The organism is Bacteroides sp. 90-K9/2, from assembly GCF_047310725.1.
In the GTDB taxonomy this organism is placed as follows: Bacteria; Bacteroidota; Bacteroidia; order Bacteroidales; family Bacteroidaceae; genus Bacteroides; species Bacteroides vicugnae.
On the sequence record NZ_JBCGVL010000007.1, the window covers coordinates 131,434 to 152,666 of the forward strand.

General features: G+C 38.2%; 13 protein-coding genes and 1 pseudogene. 11 read left to right on the forward strand and 3 right to left on the reverse strand.

Translation table 11 applies throughout. The features are described from left to right. The first annotated feature begins 19 nt into the window (after nucleotides 1-19). From AAHJ11_RS16420 to AAHJ11_RS16465, 10 genes are all read left to right on the forward strand, one after another. On the forward strand, nucleotides 20-1,255 hold the full coding sequence (locus AAHJ11_RS16420) for an AAA family ATPase (RefSeq protein WP_413579848.1): 1,236 nt from the start codon (nucleotides 20-22) through the stop codon (nucleotides 1,253-1,255). Nucleotides 1,256-1,260: 5 nt separating this feature from the next. Then, entirely contained in the window at nucleotides 1,261-1,902 is a 642-nt protein-coding gene (locus AAHJ11_RS16425) for an HNH endonuclease (RefSeq protein WP_117935352.1), read from the forward strand. A gap of 4 nt (nucleotides 1,903-1,906) precedes the next feature. Continuing rightward, nucleotides 1,907-4,882, forward strand: a complete 2,976-nt coding sequence (locus AAHJ11_RS16430; RefSeq protein WP_413579849.1) for a PEP/pyruvate-binding domain-containing protein — start codon at nucleotides 1,907-1,909, stop codon at nucleotides 4,880-4,882. 291 nt (nucleotides 4,883-5,173) lie between these two features. Continuing rightward, on the forward strand, nucleotides 5,174-7,699 hold the full coding sequence (locus AAHJ11_RS16435) for a DUF4493 domain-containing protein (RefSeq protein ID WP_413579851.1): 2,526 nt from the start codon (nucleotides 5,174-5,176) through the stop codon (nucleotides 7,697-7,699). A gap of 8 nt (nucleotides 7,700-7,707) precedes the next feature. Next, a complete protein-coding gene (locus AAHJ11_RS16440) occupies nucleotides 7,708-8,979 on the forward strand; it encodes a DUF4493 domain-containing protein (protein WP_413579852.1) in 1,272 nt (423 codons plus the stop codon). Beyond that, a complete protein-coding gene (locus tag AAHJ11_RS16445; protein ID WP_413579853.1) occupies nucleotides 8,976-11,147 on the forward strand; it encodes a DUF4493 domain-containing protein in 2,172 nt (723 codons plus the stop codon). The genes AAHJ11_RS16440 and AAHJ11_RS16445 overlap by 4 nt, the downstream gene beginning before the upstream one ends. A gap of 7 nt (nucleotides 11,148-11,154) precedes the next feature. Beyond that, nucleotides 11,155-11,898, forward strand: a complete 744-nt coding sequence (locus AAHJ11_RS16450; protein WP_004306842.1) for a hypothetical protein — start codon at nucleotides 11,155-11,157, stop codon at nucleotides 11,896-11,898. A 12-nt stretch (nucleotides 11,899-11,910) separates the two neighbouring features. Next, the gene (locus AAHJ11_RS16455; protein ID WP_413579854.1) at nucleotides 11,911-12,756 is read left to right on the forward strand and encodes a hypothetical protein; all 846 of its coding nucleotides are present in this window, start codon (nucleotides 11,911-11,913) and stop codon (nucleotides 12,754-12,756) included. A gap of 4 nt (nucleotides 12,757-12,760) precedes the next feature. Next, entirely contained in the window at nucleotides 12,761-13,990 is a 1,230-nt protein-coding gene (locus tag AAHJ11_RS16460; protein WP_167511774.1) for an efflux RND transporter permease subunit, read from the forward strand. Nucleotides 13,991-13,992: 2 nt separating this feature from the next. Next, nucleotides 13,993-15,585 (forward strand): PCMD domain-containing protein, encoded by a 1,593-nt coding sequence (locus AAHJ11_RS16465; protein WP_413579855.1) that lies wholly within the window; start codon nucleotides 13,993-13,995, stop codon nucleotides 15,583-15,585. A 47-nt stretch (nucleotides 15,586-15,632) separates the two neighbouring features. Here the strand turns inward: AAHJ11_RS16465 and AAHJ11_RS16470 are convergent, their stop codons facing one another. After that, the gene (locus AAHJ11_RS16470; protein ID WP_413579882.1) at nucleotides 15,633-16,481 is read right to left on the reverse strand and encodes a helix-turn-helix domain-containing protein; all 849 of its coding nucleotides are present in this window, start codon (nucleotides 16,479-16,481) and stop codon (nucleotides 15,633-15,635) included. A gap of 257 nt (nucleotides 16,482-16,738) precedes the next feature. Between AAHJ11_RS16470 and AAHJ11_RS16475 the strand changes: the two genes are divergently transcribed. After that, nucleotides 16,739-18,220, forward strand: a complete 1,482-nt coding sequence (locus tag AAHJ11_RS16475) for a PCMD domain-containing protein (protein ID WP_320975172.1) — start codon at nucleotides 16,739-16,741, stop codon at nucleotides 18,218-18,220. A 919-nt stretch (nucleotides 18,221-19,139) separates the two neighbouring features. Here AAHJ11_RS16475 and AAHJ11_RS16480 read toward each other — a convergent pair. Together AAHJ11_RS16480 and AAHJ11_RS16485 are read right to left on the reverse strand one after the other, a co-directional pair. Next, nucleotides 19,140-19,922 carry a porin family protein gene (locus AAHJ11_RS16480; RefSeq protein ID WP_074707830.1) on the reverse strand — a complete coding sequence of 261 codons (783 nt, stop codon included), beginning with the start codon at nucleotides 19,920-19,922 and terminating at the stop codon, nucleotides 19,140-19,142. A gap of 13 nt (nucleotides 19,923-19,935) precedes the next feature. Continuing rightward, nucleotides 19,936-21,066: pseudogene (locus AAHJ11_RS16485) on the reverse strand (PCMD domain-containing protein). Nucleotides 21,067-21,233: the final 167 nt, after the last annotated feature.

Sequence of the window (21,233 nt, forward strand, 5' to 3'; positions counted from 1 at the left end):
TCATCAAGTATAAAGGACTATGGGTAATTTTATTACGAATATCAAGGTTAATCACATTTTTCATTTGGAAAACTTTTGTATTCCAATTTCTGAAAATGAGAAAAAACATCTGATTATTACGGGAAAGAACGGAAGTGGTAAGACTATTTTGTTGAATGCAATTGTGGAGCATTTGAACAAGGTTTGCAATGATAAGACGTTGAGCTTTTTAGATGTTAAAAAGAATTTAATATCTCATCGAACATGGTTGCAAACGGCTAAGGCCGCTAATAATTTGCGAGATATTGTCTCTAATCAGGATAGTATTGAACATTATAAAACTAGAATTGAAGAAATGTATGGAAAAGTGGAACTTTCATTCCATGATATATATTCCATCTCTAAGGATTTTCTAAGTCAAGATTTTATCATAGCCTATTATGCAGATGAACGTAGATCTCTTTTTGTAGAACCTAAGAATCCGATTAAACCGGATTTGGAAATGAAAACTGATCTGACACACAATAAAGTAGATCAGTTCTTGAATTTTATGGTTGACTGTAAAGTGCAAGAAGCCTTAGCCCGTAATGAAGGAAAAATGGAGGATGCTGATTATATTCGTCAATGGTTTGTCGGTTTTCGTAATATCCTCCGTCAGATATTTAATGATACAACCTTGGAACTTGATTTCAATTATAAAGATTACTCTTTCCTCATTCAAACGCGTGGAAAATCGTTTAAATTCACGGAGTTGTCAGCAGGATATTCAGCTGCATTGGACATCGTAGCCGATTTAATCTTAAAAATGCAATCGCAGGATAATGTGGTACGTGCATACGAGAAAGAGGGAATTGTGTTGATTGATGAAATAGAAACACATCTTCATTTGGAACTACAGCGAATGATCTTGCCGATGTTGACTGCTATTTTCCCTAATATACAGTTTATTGTTACTACTCATTCTCCTTTTATTCTTAATTCTTTAGAGAATGCTGTTGCTTTTGATTTGGAACATCGTGAACCGATTGAAGATTTAACGGATTATTCTTATGAAGCATTAGCGGAAGGTTATTTTGGTGTTCGCACAGATTCCAGTGAAATTCAAATGCGTTTACAACGGCTGGAAGAGTTGATTCGTGCAGAGCAGCTTTCTGTTTCGGATAAAAGTGAATTGGATATGTATCTGAAAGATTTTGATAAGATTCCGGAGGCAGTAGCTCCTGCAGTTAAAGCTAAATATTATGATCTGAAAAGAGAGTGGCAAAATAAGAATTAATTAAGATGATTAGAATTTGTAAGAATGCGGATAAGCCACAAACTTTAGATAAAAGTTATAATACGGACGAAGTCTGCAAACAATTACTGATGGATCAGAATGATAAATGTTATTTGTGCGAACGGCATTTGACAACAGATTACCAAGTAGAACATTTCAAGTCGCAAGCTAATAATGGAGATTTGAAACAAACATGGGAAAACTTATTTGTAGCTTGTGGATACTGCAATAATAAAAAATCGAATAAGTATGATGATATCTTAGATCCGATCCATTATGACATAGAGACTATAATAAGGCATTCGAATGACTTTGTCAATCAGAAAGTAATATTTAATAGTGACCATGCGACTTCCGAAGTGCTTTCAACGATTCAGTTGTTGAATTTATTATTTAATGGGAAACTACCTTATAGGAACTGTCGTGAACAACGATTTTATGATGAGTTTATTCAAAAAATGAACTTTTTCTCTTATGCTGTTAATGAATATATGTCAGGTAAGAAAGAAGATTATTATCCGGTTATAAAGGAGTTGTTGGATATTCGTAGTGAATATTTGGGATTTAAATATGCCATTATTCATAGTAACGATCTGCTGAAACATGATTTTGGAGATATGACGATTTGGAATAAGAAAGGAGAATGACTTTATGCTTAGTAAATATAAATTAAACCAGCTTTACTTCAAAGATACACAATTCGCTAACTTGATGACAAGGCGGATTTTTAACGTGTTATTAATCGCTAATCCTTACGATGCTTTCATGTTGGAGGATGACGGGCGCATTGATGAGAAGATTTTCAATGAATACACTTCTTTGTCTCTGCGCTATCCACCTCGTTTCTCGCAGGTGTCTACGGAGGAGGAAGCACTGTCACAGTTGGAAAACATGTCGTTCGATCTGGTGATTTGTATGCCGAGCACGGGGGATAATGACAGTTTCGACATCGGCCGTCACATCAAAGAGAAATACGAGCATATTCCTATTGTCATTCTGACTCCTTTCAGTCATGGTATTACTAAACGGATTATCAATGAAGATTTAAGTGCGTTTGAATATGTATTTTGCTGGTTGGGTAATACTGACTTGTTGGTGTCTATCATCAAGTTGATAGAGGACAAGATGAATCTGGAACACGATGTGCAGGAGGTCGGTGTGCAGTTGATTCTTTTGGTGGAGGATGGTATTCGTTTCTATTCTTCTATTTTGCCGAATCTGTATAAATTCGTGTTGAAGCAGAGTCAGGAATTCTCTACTGAAGCCTTGAATGCTCACCAGCGTACGCTCCGTATGCGCGGACGTCCTAAAATAGTGTTGGCACGTACGTATCAGGAGGCGATGGAAATCTATCATAAGTATCAGAATAATATATTGGGGGTAATCACTGACGTCCGTTTCCCGAAAGTGGAACGGGGGGAGAAAGACGGTCTGGCAGGTATCAAGCTGTGTGCGGAGATACGTAAGAATGATCCGTTTGTTCCTTTGATTATCCAGTCTTCCGAATCTGAAAATTCGTCTTATGCAGCCAAGTATGGTGCCAGCTTTATCGACAAGAACTCCAAGAAGATGGACGTTGATTTGCGCCGTATTGTCTCCGATAATTTTGGTTTTGGTGATTTTATTTTCCGGAATCCGGATACTGGGGAGGAGATTGCCCGCGTCCGGAATTTGAAGGAGCTACAAAATATTCTTTTTGCCGTACCTGCGGAGTCCTTCTTATATCATATCAGTCGGAATCACGTGTCGCGTTGGTTTTATTCGCGTGCCATGTTCCCGGTAGCTGAATTTTTGAAACCGATAACCTGGAATAGTCTTCAGGATGTGGATGCTCACCGTAAAATCATCTTTGAGGCGATTGTGAAGTATCGTAAGATGAAGAACCAGGGAGTCGTGGCGGTCTTTAAGCGCGACCGCTTCGACCGTTATTCTAACTTTGCCCGTATCGGGGATGGATCTCTCGGAGGAAAAGGACGTGGACTGGCATTTATTGATAATATGGTGAAGCGTCATCCGGAGTTCGACGAGTTTGAAAATGCGCGTATCGCTATTCCGAAAACAGTGGTGCTTTGTACGGATGTGTTTGATGAATTTATGGATACTAATAATCTGTATCAGATTGCACTGTCAGATGCGGATGATGCTACGATTCTGAAATACTTTCTGAAGGCAAAGTTGCCTGACCGGTTGGTAGAGGACTTTTTCACTTTCTTCGATGTAGTGAAGTCTCCGATTGCCATTCGTTCTTCTTCCTTGTTGGAGGACTCTCATTATCAGCCGTTTGCCGGAATTTACAACACTTACATGATTCCTTATCTGGACGACCGCTATGAAATGTTGCGGATGCTCTCTGATGCTATCAAAGGGGTGTATGCTTCGGTTTATTTCCGTGACAGCAAAGCGTATATGCAAGCCACTTCGAATGTAATCGATCAGGAGAAAATGGCTGTTATCTTACAGGAAGTAGTTGGAAACCAGTACGGCGATCGTTATTATCCGTCTATGTCCGGTGTGGCCCGTTCACTGAATTATTATCCTTTAGGAGATGAAAAAGCCGAAGAAGGAACGGTTAATCTGGCTTTGGGATTAGGAAAATATATTGTTGACGGTGGCATGACCCTTCGTTTTTCTCCCTATCATCCCAATCAGGTGTTGCAAACCAGTGAAATGGAAATAGCCCTCAAGGAGACTCAAACTCGTTTTTATGCATTGGATTTGAAAAATGCCGGACATGATTTTTCTATCGACGATGGTTTTAATTTGCTGAAACTTCATGTCAAAGAGGCGGAAAGTGACGGTGCTCTGCGTTATATTGCTTCTACCTACGATCCGTACGATCAGATTATTCGTGATGGTTTATATCCGGGAGGACGTAAGGTGATTACTTTTGCTAATATCCTGCAACATGATGTTTTCCCGTTGGCTCGTATTCTGCAGTTGGTATTGAAATATGGTGAACAGGAGATGCGTCGTCCGGTTGAAATTGAATTTGCAGCAACGTTAAGTCGCGAACATGATAAATCCGGAACTTTCTATCTGTTGCAGATCCGTCCTATCGTAGACAGTAAAGAAATGCTGGACGAGGATTTGAACGAGATTCCTGATGAAGATGTGATTCTCCGTTCGTATAATTCATTGGGACACGGCATTATGAATGAGGTATATGATGTGGTTTATGTAAAAACCGATAATTATAGTGCTTCCAATAATCAGACGATTGCCTGGGAGATAGAAAAGATCAATCAACAGTTCCTGGGAGAAGGAAAAAATTATGTGCTCGTTGGTCCGGGTCGTTGGGGAAGCAGTGATACATGGCTGGGTATTCCGGTGAAGTGGCCTCATATTTCGGCTGCCCGTGTGATTGTGGAAGCCGGTCTGACTAATTACCGGGTAGATCCCAGTCAGGGGACACACTTTTTTCAGAACCTGACTTCTTTCGGGGTAGGATATTTCACGATCAACGCCTTTATGAATGATGGAGTTTATAATCAGGATTTCCTCAATGCACAACCAGCAGTGCAGGAAACGAACTATCTCCGTCATGTTCGCTTTGAAAAACCTGTGGTAGTCAAGATGGACGGCAAGAAGAAGTTGGGAGTAGTCTTGATGCCAGGCGTCGATAAATAAGCTTTATTAACGTTCAATCTATTATATAATGAAGTTCTGTTTTTCATCTGAAAGACAGAACTTTTATGTTATATCTCTTAAAAATGTTTCATTTTTCATATTATAGGCCTTAATTGTGGTCTTCTTTTCATATTCGAAAATAAAACTTTCTTTAGATACTTTATTATAAAGAAATAAAACTGTATTTTTGCGGCTAGTTTACAAGATAGCACCTGTATATTAGGTATTTAAGCTTATCTTTGATTTCAGAGAGAGGGACTCCGTATTATTTAAAGGCGTATTTAATTCGGTATGAAGGGTATTTTGAAGTTTATTTTATTTTTAGAGATTGTATTATTGTGCAGTTGTGTAAACGATGAAAAGCGTTCGGGTGCCTTTGGTGGAATGAGCTTGCATCTATCCGCAAATTCTTCGGTGACAGATGTTACGACACGCTCGAGTGAGGAAGTACTGCCTTCCATACAAGATTTCTCTATTTCCGTGTTGCAAGGTGACAAAGTGCAGGCTTCCTGGGATAAATTGAGTGACTATGATGAAGACACTACTTTCCCGGTAGGAAGTTATACCTTGAAAGCTTTCTATGGTGACATTGAGAAGGAAGGCTTTGATTCTCCTTATTATGAGGGTACTACCGATTTTAATATCCGTGGTGGCGAGACTACTCCCGTGGAAACTACTTGTAAATTGGCCAATACTAAAATAAGTATTGAATACACGGATGATTTCAAACAGTATTTTAAGACTTATTCTTCTACTGTACAGGCAGAGTTGGGAAGTGAAGTTTCTTTTTCGTCCGGAGAAACGCGTGCTGCTTATGTGAAGCCGGGTAGAATTTCAGTAAAACTGACTTTCACGAAAGTGAATGGCGGACTAAGTCCGACTACCATTGAAGTGGCTACCATTGAGGAGGCGTTAGCTCAACATCATTATCATTTGCAAATGAATGTGGATGCTGGTAAAGCCATGTTGAGCATTGTCTTTGACCGTGTAACGGAAGTCAGACCCATTACTTTGGATATTTCGGATAAAGCATTGAATATTAAACCTCCTTATTTCACATTGACCGGATTTGAGAAAACAAGTAATGATGGTAATCAGTGGGACGGTAATCCGATTGAATCGAATCAGTTATCGGCTTTGTTGACTTCTTTGGGCGGTTTTACGAAATGTATTCTTAGAACTACTTCTCCTAATTTACCCGATTGGCCGGAGGAAGGATTTAATCTGGCGGCACTTACTCCTGAAGATCAAGCATTGCTGGACAAATCAGGTGTGAAGTTGATTGGCTTTGGTATTAATCAGGATCAGATGGGTATTATTAATTTTACTGGTTTGATTCCTAATCTGAATATTACGGATAATAATGATACTCATTTATTCTATTTGAGTGCCACCAGTACTTATGGTAAGCAAAGTGAAGATTATGTGTTGAATATAACAACGCCTAAGAACTTTATGTTGCTACCTACGGATCCTGTGAAGATGAAGAGTAAAGAAGTGACAATTCCGGTGAAACTGAAAGAAGGCAATCCGCAGAATATTAAGCTCTATTATCGTTATTATGGTGTGATGACTTTGATTAACAATACGGTTATCACTCCGATAGAAGGAAAAGAAGGATATTACAATATAAAAGCAAGTGGTATTGATATGGGAGTTGTAGCCAAAGACTTCCAAGCTGAATATAACGGTTTGAAATCGGCCATCGTTTCCGTAGCTGTTATTATACCTTCTTATAGTGTTATTCTCGAACCGTTTCATGTGTGGTCGTATACGGCCGAAATGACGATTGTACCTGAATATGCCGAAGATATGTCTAATGTGATGAGTGCTATTGAAGCATATATTTCTTTGAATGGAAGTACGTGGACGAAAGTGGATGCCAAAGATTTGAAACTTGATGCAACCACTGGAAAGGCTGTCATTTCAGGACTTACTCCGGGAACTACTTATTATTTCAGAACGACTTGTGATGATGGTACGACTTATTCAATTCCTGTTATGCAGGTAACAGAGAGTGTAATACAGCTTCCGGATTTCACGCAAGGATGGGGTAAGACAATCTTTAGTGGAACTATTAATAAAGGAGGAAAGTATAATCATAGTTCTTTTTGGGGAGATAATAGATTTGATACAACAAATTTAACAGCACTTGATTTTGATGAAAATGAATCTTGGGCTACAGTAAATGAAAAGACAGTACCTATTAGTGGTGTTAAGAACACTTGGTATATGATTCCTTCAAGTATGAAACAAAGTAATGGCATTCTGATGCGTAATGTGGCTTGGACTGTGGCAACAAGTGACCCTCCATCAAGAAATGCGATTGGTGCAAGTACTCTTAATGATTTGACACCTCCTACTCATGGTCATCATTCTGCCGGTAAGCTTTTCCTGGGAAGTTATAGTTATAACCATTCTACTAATGTAGAAATCTATAATGAAGGCATATCCTTCACTTCCCGTCCGATAAAGCTGAAAGGTACTTATACTTATGTAGCTAATAACGATCAGGGCGGAATTGTAACTGTAATAGTAGAAAACCGCGAAGGAGGACAAACATTAAAGTTAGCTGAAGGTAGTGAAGTCTTAACAGCGACGAGTTCTCAAAAGGATTTCACGGTGGACTTAACTTATAATACGATGTTTGAGAAAAAAGCGACTCATTTAAGAGTGATGTTTGCCTCTTCTTCCAATGCTTCAAACACTCAAAGTGTTGAAGACAGTAAGATTAAAACAACGGATAATAAGGGTGAAGCTATTTCTACTGGTAGTGAATTGTATATAGATAAAAATATAATATTAGAATATAAGTAATGAGTAATATGAAAGCAATAAAAAAACTCGTTTTTATATGTTTGGCAAGCATTTTAGGATTATGCAGTGCTTGTATGAATGATAACCCTGATTTTGGAAGGGACGACGAAGGAACCGGGAATACAAATCAAGGTGAAGGACAGGTAAGACTTGCGGGAACAAGTGTTTCTGTTTCTGTGGATGTGCTGTCACGTGCAGACGGTAAAGCAATCAATACAGATGATTATATCATTCGGATTTATTCGACTGATAATAATTTATTGGTAAAGGAATATACAAGATATAGGGACATGCCCGAAATCTTAACCTTGACTGTGGGTAACTATAAGATTGAAGCATTATCACATGACGTAAAACCTGCTGAATGGGAAAAACCTTTCTATAAAGGAACCCAAACTTTTACAATAAAAAAAGATGAGGTTACATCGGTTGATGTAATCAAATGTTTCTTGCAGAATATAATGGTGACAGTCGACCTCAATGATGATTTGAAACAGAAAGTAGGTGGTGACCAGTCCATTACAATAAAAGTCGGTACAGGTGAACTGACTTTTAATAATACCGATATTGGAAGTGGACGTGCCGGATTCTTTGAAGCTGCCGAAGTAAGCAATATCATTATTGTTCATTTCCAGGGAACGGTAGATGGGGAATGGACAGAAGAGCAAACCAGTTTCAGCAATGTGAAAGGTGGAGAGCACCGGAACATTGTGTTTAATCTGGAGATACCTTCAGTGGGTGACATGGGATTAAGCGTAAAGCTGGATGCAGTATGTAAGAAAGTGGATTTACTTGCTTGGGCTAATCCGGGAGCAGAAGATATATTGCCGGAAGATCCATCCGTAAATCCTGGAACAAGTGCACCGACAATCGTAGGACAAGGTTTCAATATAATGGATGAGATAGAAGTAGAGAAAGACGAAACCAAAACCATTATTGTTAATATCACAGCAGATAATGGTATTCAAAATTTGAAAGTGAAGATTGATTCGGAGACTTTGACACCTGAAATACTGAAGTCAGTAGGTTTGTCTTCTGAATTTGATTTGGCACACCCTGCAGATGCAGATTTGGAAAAAGCGTTGAAGAGCTTAGGTTTCCCAGTGGGCAGTGAAGTGATCGGAGTGAAATATTTGGTGTTTGATATTACACAGTTTACGCCGCTACTCGGATTGTATGGACTTGCTTCTCATAATTTTATTATTACCGTTGTCGATCAGGCAAATAATACCAGAACAGCTACTTTAGCATTGAAATCAATAGCAAAGAAAACAGAATGAAAAAACTGATACATATATTAGTTATAGCTTTCATTGTTGGACTTGTTTGTGTCTCCTGCCGTGAAAGTGACCTGACAAATAATGGAGAGGGCGCATTATCTTTGAAGATAGGTGTTCAACGTGAATTACCTACTGTTTCTGCCGGAAAGACGAGAGCTACGCTTACTGATGAAGAATTGCTCCAGAAGTGTAAAGTGTATATCCGTAACGCGGAGGGCTTGGTGCGTAAATTCGCCACTTTGGATGAAATGCCGGAACAAATACTGTTAGTTCCCGACAATTATAAAGCGGAAGTTACTGCGGGTGATTCCGTAGCTGCATCTTTTACCGATTCTTATTTCAAGGGGACGAAAGAGTTTACAATTTCAAAAGGGACGGCTATTTCGGAATCAGTAGTGTGTGGCATTCGCAATACAGTAGTCGGTCTGGCTCTGTCTGACGAATTACAGGAGGCATTTCCTACTTATAAAATTACAGTGAGTAACCGATTGGGAACTTTGGAATATACACAGGATAACATATCCCAACTAGGATATTTTATGCTGTTGGATGATGAAAACCAATTAAGATGGAACCTTGTAGGGCAACTTAACGGCAGTGGAACAGAAATAACCAAAAGTGGAGTTATTAATCTGGTACGGAAAGCAACCAGATATGATTTGACTTTTAGTAATTCTTCCTCTGAAGTGGGTGGTGGCATGATTTCCGTAAATGTGGTTGAGACAGCTTTGACGACGGATGAGAAAGTAGATATACTGGCACGTCCTGTTATTAAGATAATCGAGAATGATCAGATTTACGAGTTGGATAATGCAGTTTATCGTGCGCAATTCGACAAGGAAACACCTATTGTTGTGCGGATGGCTGCTAGTGTGCCTTTTACTGAATTGAAAGTGACGAGTGCGGATTTTGCACGGTTGGGAATTACCCATTTTTCTTCTTTCGACTTGATGGAATTGACTGAAGTTCAGATAAGAGAACTGGATAATCTTGGATTTAGTATCCAATTTAATGCGGATATGACAAAGGTTCAGTTTGCATTTAAGGAAAACTTGAGAGAGATAATGACTAATTCGATCGATGACGGTAATAACACCTATCGATTTGACATTGAAGTAAGGGACCGGAATGGAAAAGATAGAGCGAAAACGTTGACGGTTATTGCTACAGATGCTTTGGTTGCTACCGAGGATATTGCTACACAGAACGATGTTTGGTCAACAAAAGCCACTCTGTATGGTAGTCTGGTTGCTTCAGTTACAGAGATGAATTTCCGTTACCGGGCGATTGGTTCCAATGATTGGATGTATTCGAATCAGGCTGTGTTGAATAATAAAATATTTACGAGTCAAATAACCGGACTTGAACCTGGTATAACCTATGAATATCAGGCAATGGCTGGTACTGTTGCAGCGAAAGAAACAAAACAATTCACTACAGAAGCTCCTGCACAATTGCCGAATGCTGGATTTGAAGACTGGCATGGAGATTCGCCTCTTTATATCTATAAGAGTGGTGGAGAAATGTTTTGGGATAGTGGTAATACGGGTTCTGCTACATTGAATAAGAATGTGACAACGTATGATGCAGCCATTAAGCACAGTGGGAATTATTCTGCAAAATTACAGTCTCAATATGTGGCTCTTTTTGGAATTGGTGCTTTTGCTGCCGGAAATATATTTGTCGGGAAGTTCCTGAAAATAGATGGTACAGACGGTATTTTACGGTTTGGACGTCCTTTCACTTCACGTCCATCGAAATTGGTGCTTTATTATAGATATGTAGCTGGTACAGTGGACTATTCAACATTGGGTGAGTTGCCGAAAAACAGTAAAGATATGGGCTCTATTTATATAGCATTGGGCGACTGGCCACATCAGACTTTTGACGGAGAAACGGATATACCGGTACTTGTTAAGACAAAGCCTGCTGACAGGCAGCTTTTTGATTCAAATTCTTCAAATGTGATAGGCTATGGAGAGTGTATTCTTAAAGAGTCGACGGAGGGTGAAGGATTGATAAAACTGGAGATCCCGATTAACTATCGCTCTAACCGTAAACCGACTGATATTATTTTAGTGGGTAGTGCAAGTAGATATGGAGATTATTTTACCGGAAGTACGGGCAGTACTTTGTGGCTTGATGATTTGGAATTAATTTATGAATAAGCAAAGTATGAATTACTTTATCAAAACTTCATTCCTGATAATCTTGGGAATAATTGTTGGAACGACGCAAACATGCGCGCAACAGGAGTTCAAACGGAATATAGAAATGAGAACTTTCATTCCTAAGGGACAATGGATTGTGGGTAGTTCAGTTTCTTATTCTCAATACTCAAATGATAACTATCAGTTTCTGGTGATAGAGAATTTGAGTGGGGAAGGGTATGCTTTTAAAGTGAGTCCGGTATTGTGTTATGCTTTTAAGGATAATGTAGCTGCAGGTGGACGTTTTATGTATAGCCGGACGTATACCAAGCTAAATAATATCAGTGTAAATATTGATGAAGATACCAACTTTGATATTAGTAACCTGTATGAATTGAAGAACTCTTATTCGGGAATTGCTGTCTTGAGAAATTACATCAATTTAGGTACTAGCAAGCGTTTTGCATTATTCAATGAAGTGCAGTTAGAATTGGGAGGTTCTGTTTCAAAAGTGGTGAACGGTAAAGGGGATGACCTGACAGGAGTATATCAGACTTCTTTGGATGCAAGTGTTGGTTTGAGTCCGGGTTTGGTTGCCTTTATCAATAATTATACGGCAGTGGAAGTAAGCATTGGGGTGTTGGGACTGAATGTCAGCCGAACCCATCAGGTGACGGACCGGATTTACGAAAGCAACCGTTCGTCGATGAGTGCCAATTTTAAAATTAATCTTTTCAGTATAGGACTGGGAATAGCTTTTTACCTTTAAAAAACAGGACGAATGTATAAACGGTTATTGGTAACAGTACTGGTGTCTGTATTCTTTTTCTCTTTGTGGGGAAAGACAGAAACGGTTTGTCAATCGTTGGAGGTAGAAGATTCTGTCCCCGTTTTTCAGAAGGATACGCTACCAGTAAAAGGGAGCTTGGACTTCCTGCGAATCAAACGTATCGGACGTTATGATCGTGGAATCATGAACTATCGTTTCATTCCTAAAGGGAAGTGGATCTCTGGTTTCACAATGTCATACTGGGATTATAATAGTGCGGATAATAAACTGCTGTTTGCCTATTTTGATAATTTTGATTGTGATGGGCGTAATCTGAATTTTTCTGTATATGGAGGCTATGCTGTCTGTGATAATATGGTGTTGGGATTGAAGTTCGGATACCGGAATATGCGAGGAGCCTTGAATAATATCACGTTGAAAATCGATGATGATGTCGATTTCTCTTTGAAAGATTTAAAGTTGGAACAAAATTTGTATAACGTGTCGTTCTTCCATCGCTCTTATGTAGGTTTGGATGCCGGTAAACGATTTGGATTGTTCAATGAGACTGCCTTGACATTCAATTTTGGAAAGTCTAAATTCGACCGTGGTGTAGACGAAAATTTGGTTAATACTCAAACAGATATATTTGAGGTGCAATTGGGAATAAATCCGGGATTGGCTGTTTTTATTATGCAAAATGTAAGTATTGAATGTTCGCTCGGAATAGCCGGCATTCGTTACAGGCAGGAAAAACAGAAAAATAATCTGGGAGAGACGGGAAAACGGATGACGGGTGGATCTAACTTTAGGGTGAATCCTTTCAATATTAGTTTGGGATTGACGATTTGCTTATGATTTTATGAGACATAGAAAAAAATACATATTACTGTTCCTGCTTCTGGTTGTATGCGCCGGCTTGGTATTCTTTTATGGAATAAAAAGTGAGGGACAGGAAGACAAACAGGAGGTATTGTCATCAGTAGAGGATACTTATCAGGTAACTGAAGCTGCTGTGGACTCTGCCCGCCAGATAATTGGAGAAGTGGAGGAAAACGTGTCTCCAGCAGAGAATTCTGTGGAAAAGGTTGTGAAGAAGCCTGAAGAAAGACCAGTGGGGAAGTTTGTAGATAAAAAGCAGGCAGATAAAAGGCAGAAGGTTGCGTCTAAGAGAGAAGCAGTAGCTGTTCCGCCAGTTTCTTCAACGGATATAAAATTGGCTTCTGATGTTGTCAATACTCCTTTGAAGTTAGAAGGAACGATTTGTGACCTTGTATTGTCGGAGCGTAAACAGGATAGTAAAATAACAGCTGCACTTCCGGTTCACACGGTTGAAACAGTTAAAAGAGAGTTCGATTGGAAAAGTGATACGTTAGAGACCAAGCGAGGCATTGATTTATTGAGAATCAAAAGGGTAGGGCGGTTTGATCGTGGCATTGTGAATTATCGCTTTATGCCTAAAGGAAAATGGATATTTGGTACGGATTTTTCGTTTTGGGATTATAACAGTGAGGACTCCAAATTATTGTTTACTTATCTCGATGATTTTGATTTTGAAGCACGTACCATTAATGTGGCTCCTTTTATCGGTTATTTTTTCAAAGATAATCAGGTAGTGGGTGTAAAGCTCGGTTATAAGCATACGGACGGTCATTTAGGCAATGTTAGTTTTAAGATTGATGATGACGTGAATTTCACTCTCAAGGAATTGAAGTTGAAAGAAGAGTTGTATAATTGCACCTTTTTCCATAGCTCCTATATCGGGTTGGATCCGGGAAAACGTTTCGGATTGTTCAATGAAACCAATCTGCGTTTGGGATTCGGACATTCGGAGTTTACAAGAGGTTCGGGCGAGAGTTTGAAGAATACCAAAACGAATATATTTGAGGCACAGTTGGGGATTAATCCCGGAGTGGCTGTCTTTATTATGCAAAATGTGAGTGTGGAATGTAGTGTGGGAGTGATAGGCTTGAAATACCGTAAGGAAAGTCAGGTGAATAATCTTGGTGAGAAAGGTTCCCGTACGAACGGTGGAGCCAACTTTAAAATAAATTTGTTTGATATTAATTTAGGATTAACTATAAGTATGTAATCATGAAAAGTAAAGGCAGAAATAGACTTTTATCCTTAATTATATGCATTTGCATTGCATTTGCTTTTTCATCATGCGTCAAGAACGATTTGCCGTATCCTGTTGTCAGATTGTCTATTACCGGCTTTGAGGTGAATGGACAGATTGGTAGTGCAGTCATTAATAATGAAGAACGTACGGTGACAGTAGACTTGCTCGATTCTGTAGATTTGAAGAAAGTGATTGTCACCCGTTTCGATTATTCAGAAGAGGCTAATACGGATTTGAAGGTGAATACAACGATTGATTTGTCTTCTCCTAAAGAAGTGGTATTGTCTTTGTATCAGGATTATCGCTGGAAGATTATAGCCAACCAGACCGTCGAACGAGTATTTAGCGTCAAGAATCAGGTCGGAGGAGCCGTGATTGACGAAAAAGCTCGACAAGCTATCGTTTATGTCAATAAAAATACGATGCTCAACAAAATAACCGTGAAAGATTTGAAGCTGGGGCCGATCAGTTCTACCGTTTCGCCTGACTTTACCACTTTGAAGGACTTTACACAAGAGCAGAAAGTAAATGTGACATTTAAAGGAAAAACCGAAGAGTGGAGTTTGTACGCATTCATCACGGATAAGGTTGTCTTTACTAATTCGGCGGATGGCTGGACTAATGTAGCATGGCTTTATGGAGAAGGACAGGAGGATGTCGTGAACGGCTTTGAAATACGTGAAGCTTCATCAGAAGAATGGACAAGGGTAGATCAGGATATCGTTGTACAGAATGGAGTAAACTTCTATGTTTGTGTTCCGCATTTGAAAGCGGACACGGAATATGTATGTCGTGCTTTGGTGGATGGAACAGAAGATCGTGGTGAAGAGATTACTTTTAGAACGACTGCTGAGATTCCTTTAACAGGTGGTACATTTGATAATTGGAATCAGAGTGGTAAAGTCTGGAACCCGTGGGGAAGTAATGAAGCTCCTTTCTGGGATACCGGAAATCAAGGAGCTACAACCTTAGGTGACAGCAACTCTGTTCCTACCGAAGATATATGGTCGGGTAAAACAACCGGTAGGGCTGCGAAACTTGAGTCTAAGTTTGTGGGAGTGGGTTCTGCCGGGAAATTAGCTGCCGGTAACCTCTTTGTCGGTAAATATGTGGCAACCGACGGAACAAATGGTATCTTGAACTTTGGGCAATCGTTCTCTGCTTATCCTACTCATTTGAAAGGATATTATAAGTACCAGCCCGGAGTCATTGATAACTCTTCCATTGAATATAATTATTTAAAAGGAAGGACAGATACCTGCTCGATCTATATTGCCATTGGTGATTGGGATAGTCCGATTGAAATACGCACCAAACCTTCTAACCGGAAATTGTTTGATAAAAATGATAAGCATGTGATTGCTTATGCTGAATTTACATCGGGAACTTCTGTTGCCGTGTATAAGGAATTTGACTTGAAACTGGAATATAGGGCTACGAACAGAAAACCAACCTATATCGTCCTGGTATGTTCTGCAAGCAAATACGGTGATTTCTTTACCGGAGCGTCCGGTAGTGTGCTTTATGTGGATGAGTTTAGTCTGGAATACGATTATGATAACTGATTGGCTTTATAGCATATAACAAAGATAATCTGTTAGTGTCCGGTCATTTACCCATTATTCCTATAGGCCAATGGACTCATGCCAACATATCGTTTAAAGTATTTGCCGAAGAACGATGTGTTGGCAAAATTGAGTGAATCGGAAATTTCCTGAATAGAGAGTCTTGTCGATTTCAATTGTGATTTGGCATCCATGATGACCATGTGAGAAATAATTTCTATGCATGTGTTCCCAGTAACCTGTTTTACTATAGTACAGAGGTGGTTGTGTGTAATTTTTAGTTTCTCGGCATACCATGCTACATTACGTGTCTGATTATAATTTTGCATCACTAGTTGAGTGAAATTCTTGTAAATCAGCTCATTTTTTGATAGATTCTCAGTTGTATTTTGCAGCCGGTTTTTATACATGGCGGCTATTCCTGCATGTATGTTATTATATAGATGTGGAGTAATACTTTTGCGTGTTGTTTCGTCGAAAAAGGAATAAAGTTTTATTAAAAAATGAAGATATTCTTCCAATAGCTTGGCGCCCTCCGGCTTCAGTGAAATGATCGGTCTTCCCAGTGTCACAAATAAGGTATCAATTGCTGCATGGTTTAAACTAGCCTGTTCTATATATTTGGATGAGAAGCCACCGAAGTAAAGGACAGGCTCTCCATTTAGACTGTGTATCTGAATAATACTTCCCGGCATAATTGTTACGAAATCATTGGCGTGTACTGTGAAGTGGTTCAGATTGACTGAAGCTTCTATTTCTCCAGCCATGCATAATACGAAAATCTCCGATTTTAATCGGCATGGAAAATTCGTGTACAAGTTGAGTAAATCCTTATTAATACCTGTACCAATGAGCCATTCTTCTGGCAAGTCTATTTTAGGTAATTCTTTATTCATCATGCATTCTCTTTATGCAAAGGTAACCGATTTTGGGAAATAGAAGTCTTTTTTATTTTTAGAAAAATATATTGGCTGGTGAAAAAATGATGTTTTATAAAAGAAATATGGTGTTTTTCTTCAAAATGGAACAGAAACAAGAAAAATAGACCTTGTGTTATACTAAATTAGATTGTTATTTTGCAACGTGAAATTTGGGCATTGGTGCGATGGTATATCGCGCGTTTGCTAGTATTAATTAAAAAGAGAATTTAGAAATGAAAAAAAAATTATTTTATTACTTGTTTGCAGTATTGTGTACTGCGACATTGTTTACGTCTTGTAGTGATGACGATGATGAGGTGAAATACCCGATAGATACAGATTTAGCTGGAGGCTATGTTGGTAATCTGTCTGTAAATGTGGATGGTAATCAAATGGGAACTACCGAAAATCAAAAAATCACAATTTCACAATCTAATAAGGGAACTAACCAAATTGCATTATCATTGAAGAATTTTACTTTTTTGGTAAATGTTGGTGACATTGAAGTTGATCCTTGCACTGTGAAAGCTATAGATGGTGGTTATGCTTTTGAAGGTCAACAGAATCTAGATTTGGTACAGCCACTTGGTAATTGCCCTGTTAGTATTTCTGGTACTGTGAAAGGTAACAATATTAATATTGAAATAGGTGTAAAGGTTGGTGCTCCTTTAAATCAAAATGTAAAGGCTACTTTTGTTGGTCGTAAATTGACAGGTAGTGAAAGTTCGGAGGCTAAAATAACAAATTTTATTATTGACGATGAGGCAGTAGTAGAACAACCTGTTATAAATGAAGAAGCTGGTACGATTGTTTTTGCTGTTAATGAGGAAGTAGAATCTTTAAAGTTTACTCCTATTATTGAAATATCTGAAGGAGCAACTATTACTCCGGCTTCCGGCGTAGCACAGGACTTCTCGAATAATAAGAAAGTGACTTATACTGTGACGGCGGAAGATGGCACTGTGAAAGTTTATACAGCTTTTGTGGAAGGCACTCGCAAGGTATTGAAATATTCTTTTGAAGAATGGAAGGAAGGTAGTAACAATGATGAACTTTTACCCACAGATTTGTGGGCAGGAAGTGCTGCTGGAGCAGGTATTTTAGGTGGTACTTTGTTAAAAAAGGAAGCTAAAGAGGATGGTACGTATGCGGCTAAATTGATAACTTTTGAATATCCAAATAAGCCAAATGCTTTAATCCCGAAGATTACTGCCGGTTCTATTTTTATTGGTAAATTTGATATGAGTTCTGCTTTTACAGATAGGTTGAGTTGTACCAAATTTGGTCTTGATGCAGAAACAGTTGGTTTAGGTGGAAAACCGCTTCGTTTTAAGGGTGTTTATAAATATGAATCAGGTTCTAATTATCTTGATGCTTCTAATTATGAGGATGTAAAACCGGTTGATATTAAAGATAAAGGACAGATTCAAGCCGTATTATATAAAGTGCAAACAGGTGAGGATGGTAAAGAGATTGTATTGACAGGTCACGATGTGAACACTTCGGAATTAAGAGTTGCTGTTGCTAATATTATCGTTGAAGATATTAAAGAATATACTCCTTTTAACATTGAATTTGAATATTTACAAGAGTATGATCGAAATGCAAAATATAAATTTGCTATAGTTTGCTCTTCAAGTAAAGATGGTGATTTATTTAAAGGTGCTGGTGGTAGTACTTTGATTGTGGATGAATTTGAAGTAATATGTGAATAAGATTGTTATAATATAAGTTGGCATACATTTAATGTGTGTTTATTGTATAAACGAGGATGTCTATGAGGATATCCTCGTTTTTCTGTAAAATCCTGTATATATATCAAATAAATACCATAGATTTCCCTTACTGTTTTGGACAGTGGGGAATTTTTTTGTAGTGAGGGAGAATTATTGTTTGTAGTTATGGCAATCATACCCAAAATGTCATTCAATATACGATACAGAAAAGGATTTGTTCACTATAGAATAACATCTGAATATAAAGTTTCAATGAATTTGAACTCAGCAAATATTACATAGTGAAAAAAAAGATCTATCATACTATCATTTATTTTTATATTAAGCTAATTGTCAATAAGATAAGTGTGATAGATGATTTTTCAAACAGGTATCTATCATACTTTTGTCGCAAAAAACGGGTATCTATCATACCCCTACTGCATCCACTTTAGTGTAGTATCATGGAAAAACACCCATATGAAGCCACAAGAATATCTACTTTATAGGATGATAACCTGTATTTGGCAGCTAAATAATCCATTGGAAACGGTAATCTTTTTATAGCCTACATTGTAGGCTGTACAGCCCGCAGCTGTAAACCGAACAGCCCACGTATGCAGGCTGTTCGTCACATAGATGTGGGCTATAAACTTATCGCTATCAAAGCGGGATTATTAAGCCATACAAGCCGGATTTATATAGATTCATTGCAACAAAAACAAGCCATCTTACGCCTGTTTGAACCTTATTGTGATGTGAGATACCCGCTTTTGGGTGGTATAGAAACGCGGAGACGCTTACGATACTACCCTGTATTTATTGATTTAGCCCATACATAAATAAAAAACTACGAGAAGAATTCCCCGTAGTTTTCTATTGACACAATATTTTGGATCGTTTAGTATAAAACAATATGCTAAAATGCATATCCAAATCCCACGTTCAAATAAATAGGATACATGGCAAATGAGATTGTATCAAAATCTTTTTTGAAAATATCATTCAGCCCCCACGTTAAGTCAGCGTATACATTTAGATGTTTAAATGCTCTCCATTCGCCACCTAGTTGTAGTCCCCATTGAAATTTTCGGAGATTTTCGGAGAAATCATAGGTAGCTATGCTTTCCCCAGAGAAAACAACTCGTGAACCAGTTTGGTCTGGGGTACGTAAATGGCCGTCGTATACATGTCCGGAGAATCCCCCTTCGATGAGGTATGATATGTATGGACCTGCAGACAATTTCCAACGCTTGCTTATCTTATAGTTAGCAACCACCGGAATTGTCAGATATGAATTTTTAACTTTGGTCTTTACTCCTCCTGTCCATAATCCTTGTAATTCTCCACCATTGGTGTTGATAATTTTCATACCGTAATTTTTTACGGTAGCTTCGGTGGTCATATTCTTATTTTCAAGTCGCACTCCTACAGTCATCCCCCATTTGGGATCGAACCACTTCGTCGCATTACCTTCAATTGAAATTGCGACTCCTGGTGCATAACTATCAATTTTACGGATTTCTTTTGGTAGAGGTAATGGTGAAGTTCCACCAATATTGAAACCAGCTTTTATTCCATATTCCCACCCATGTAAATAAGACCAGATGATACCTTGGTTTCTTTCTTCCTGTGCTTGAGCTGTGAATATGCTTACAAATAGCAGCACAACTATGATATTGATTGATTGATATTTTTTCATTGTGTTAGTTTTTTTATTCTTTACAAATAAGTTCTAGCTCATCAACGTATAGAGTGCTACCAACAGCCCCTCTGAAATAGGCGCCATCTACGCTGGATGATAGTACAATACCTAATTTATATTTACCGTTTTGTAGTTTCGTATCGTCAATTTCTCGTCCTTTTACTGATTCGAAATATATAGTAAACTCATTCCATTCATCTTCTGATTCAATGATATCTTCTGGTTTTATTCATGCTAATAATACTAATTTATCAGAGTTGAATACGTCATCACCATTGAGCATGATAGAATTATTCTCTGCCTCATACATAACAGCATAAATATCACATTTATCCCTTTTTCCGGTTTGTGGCTGTCCTTCTACAGAATACACTTCCCCAGCTTTAAATTTATAATGTCCTTTGAGTGCTATGGGATGTTTATAAAATTGAAAACCAAAGTTCGTTGCTTTTCTAGGATTTGTCAGTGCATTTTCTACTTCGAATGTTCCGATAAATAAATTCCCAGCAGCAATATACATTTTTACCATTGCACCAAAATCTCCAGTGTTACGAGTTTCTAGCTTTACAGCCTTACCTTTAAAACCATTTGTAACTTGTACTGTTGGGTAATCTATTCTAGAATTAGCCATACCTGTTAATTTAAAACCAGGATTACCACTTGACCATTGTAGTACTTTAGATATTTCTTGCGAGGTTGCTGGTGTAAATTCGTAAAATGTATCGTATTCACTGGAGGTTGTCAGTAATTCTTCAAAACTGAAAAGGGTAGGTAATTCCGCTAAGATCACATTTACGGTATAAACAGGCTGCCATTGACCGTCTTCTGATGTAACGGTGAATTTACGGGAGTGCGGTTCTTCGCTGAAATCATAGGTAGATTCAGTATCTCCTGCTATTGGAGTATTTACTTTAATTGTAGCTCCTTGTGGAAGTGTAAATTTTAATTTCTGTTTGGAAAGGTCGGCTCCTTTGTTTACATATACATTGATTACTTTAGAATCTGCATCGATATTTGCCAATTGTACATCATCGCCTGAACAAACATCAATGGCTGCTTCTGAATTTAATGCTTCGTCCTGTATGCAGGAAGATATTGCACATGTAAAGATGAAATAGGCTATTAAAGTCTTGATTTTCATTTGATTTTCCTTTTTAGTTTACTAATTCAGTTTCTTTTATAAAACTTGGTTGCAAAGTTAAGTTTCTTTTTTGAAATGCAGCACTTCATCAGTTAAGTAATTTAATAAAATTAGCGCCTTTTTATGATATGAATGTATGATTCCTGCTTTGATATGGTTTTTTATTC

Excerpts from the sequence above, each read along its gene's own strand:
- AAHJ11_RS16450 (WP_004306842.1), top strand. The coding sequence starts at position 11,155 with ATGAATTACTTTATCAAAACTTCATTCCTGATAATCTTGGGAATAATT.
- AAHJ11_RS16430 (WP_413579849.1), top strand. The coding sequence starts at position 1,907 with ATGCTTAGTAAATATAAATTAAACCAGCTTTACTTCAAAGATACACAA.
- AAHJ11_RS16440 (WP_413579852.1), top strand. The coding sequence starts at position 7,708 with ATGAAAGCAATAAAAAAACTCGTTTTTATATGTTTGGCAAGCATTTTA.
- AAHJ11_RS16425 (WP_117935352.1), top strand. The coding sequence starts at position 1,261 with ATGATTAGAATTTGTAAGAATGCGGATAAGCCACAAACTTTAGATAAA.
- AAHJ11_RS16480 (WP_074707830.1), bottom strand. The coding sequence starts at position 19,922 with ATGAAAAAATATCAATCAATCAATATCATAGTTGTGCTGCTATTTGTA.
- AAHJ11_RS16470 (WP_413579882.1), bottom strand. The coding sequence starts at position 16,481 with ATGAATAAAGAATTACCTAAAATAGACTTGCCAGAAGAATGGCTCATT.
- AAHJ11_RS16420 (WP_413579848.1), top strand. The coding sequence starts at position 20 with ATGGGTAATTTTATTACGAATATCAAGGTTAATCACATTTTTCATTTG.
- AAHJ11_RS16465 (WP_413579855.1), top strand. The coding sequence starts at position 13,993 with ATGAAAAGTAAAGGCAGAAATAGACTTTTATCCTTAATTATATGCATT.
- AAHJ11_RS16435 (WP_413579851.1), top strand. The coding sequence starts at position 5,174 with ATGAAGGGTATTTTGAAGTTTATTTTATTTTTAGAGATTGTATTATTG.
- AAHJ11_RS16445 (WP_413579853.1), top strand. The coding sequence starts at position 8,976 with ATGAAAAAACTGATACATATATTAGTTATAGCTTTCATTGTTGGACTT.
- AAHJ11_RS16460 (WP_167511774.1), top strand. The coding sequence starts at position 12,761 with ATGAGACATAGAAAAAAATACATATTACTGTTCCTGCTTCTGGTTGTA.
- AAHJ11_RS16475 (WP_320975172.1), top strand. The coding sequence starts at position 16,739 with ATGAAAAAAAAATTATTTTATTACTTGTTTGCAGTATTGTGTACTGCG.
- AAHJ11_RS16455 (WP_413579854.1), top strand. The coding sequence starts at position 11,911 with ATGTATAAACGGTTATTGGTAACAGTACTGGTGTCTGTATTCTTTTTC.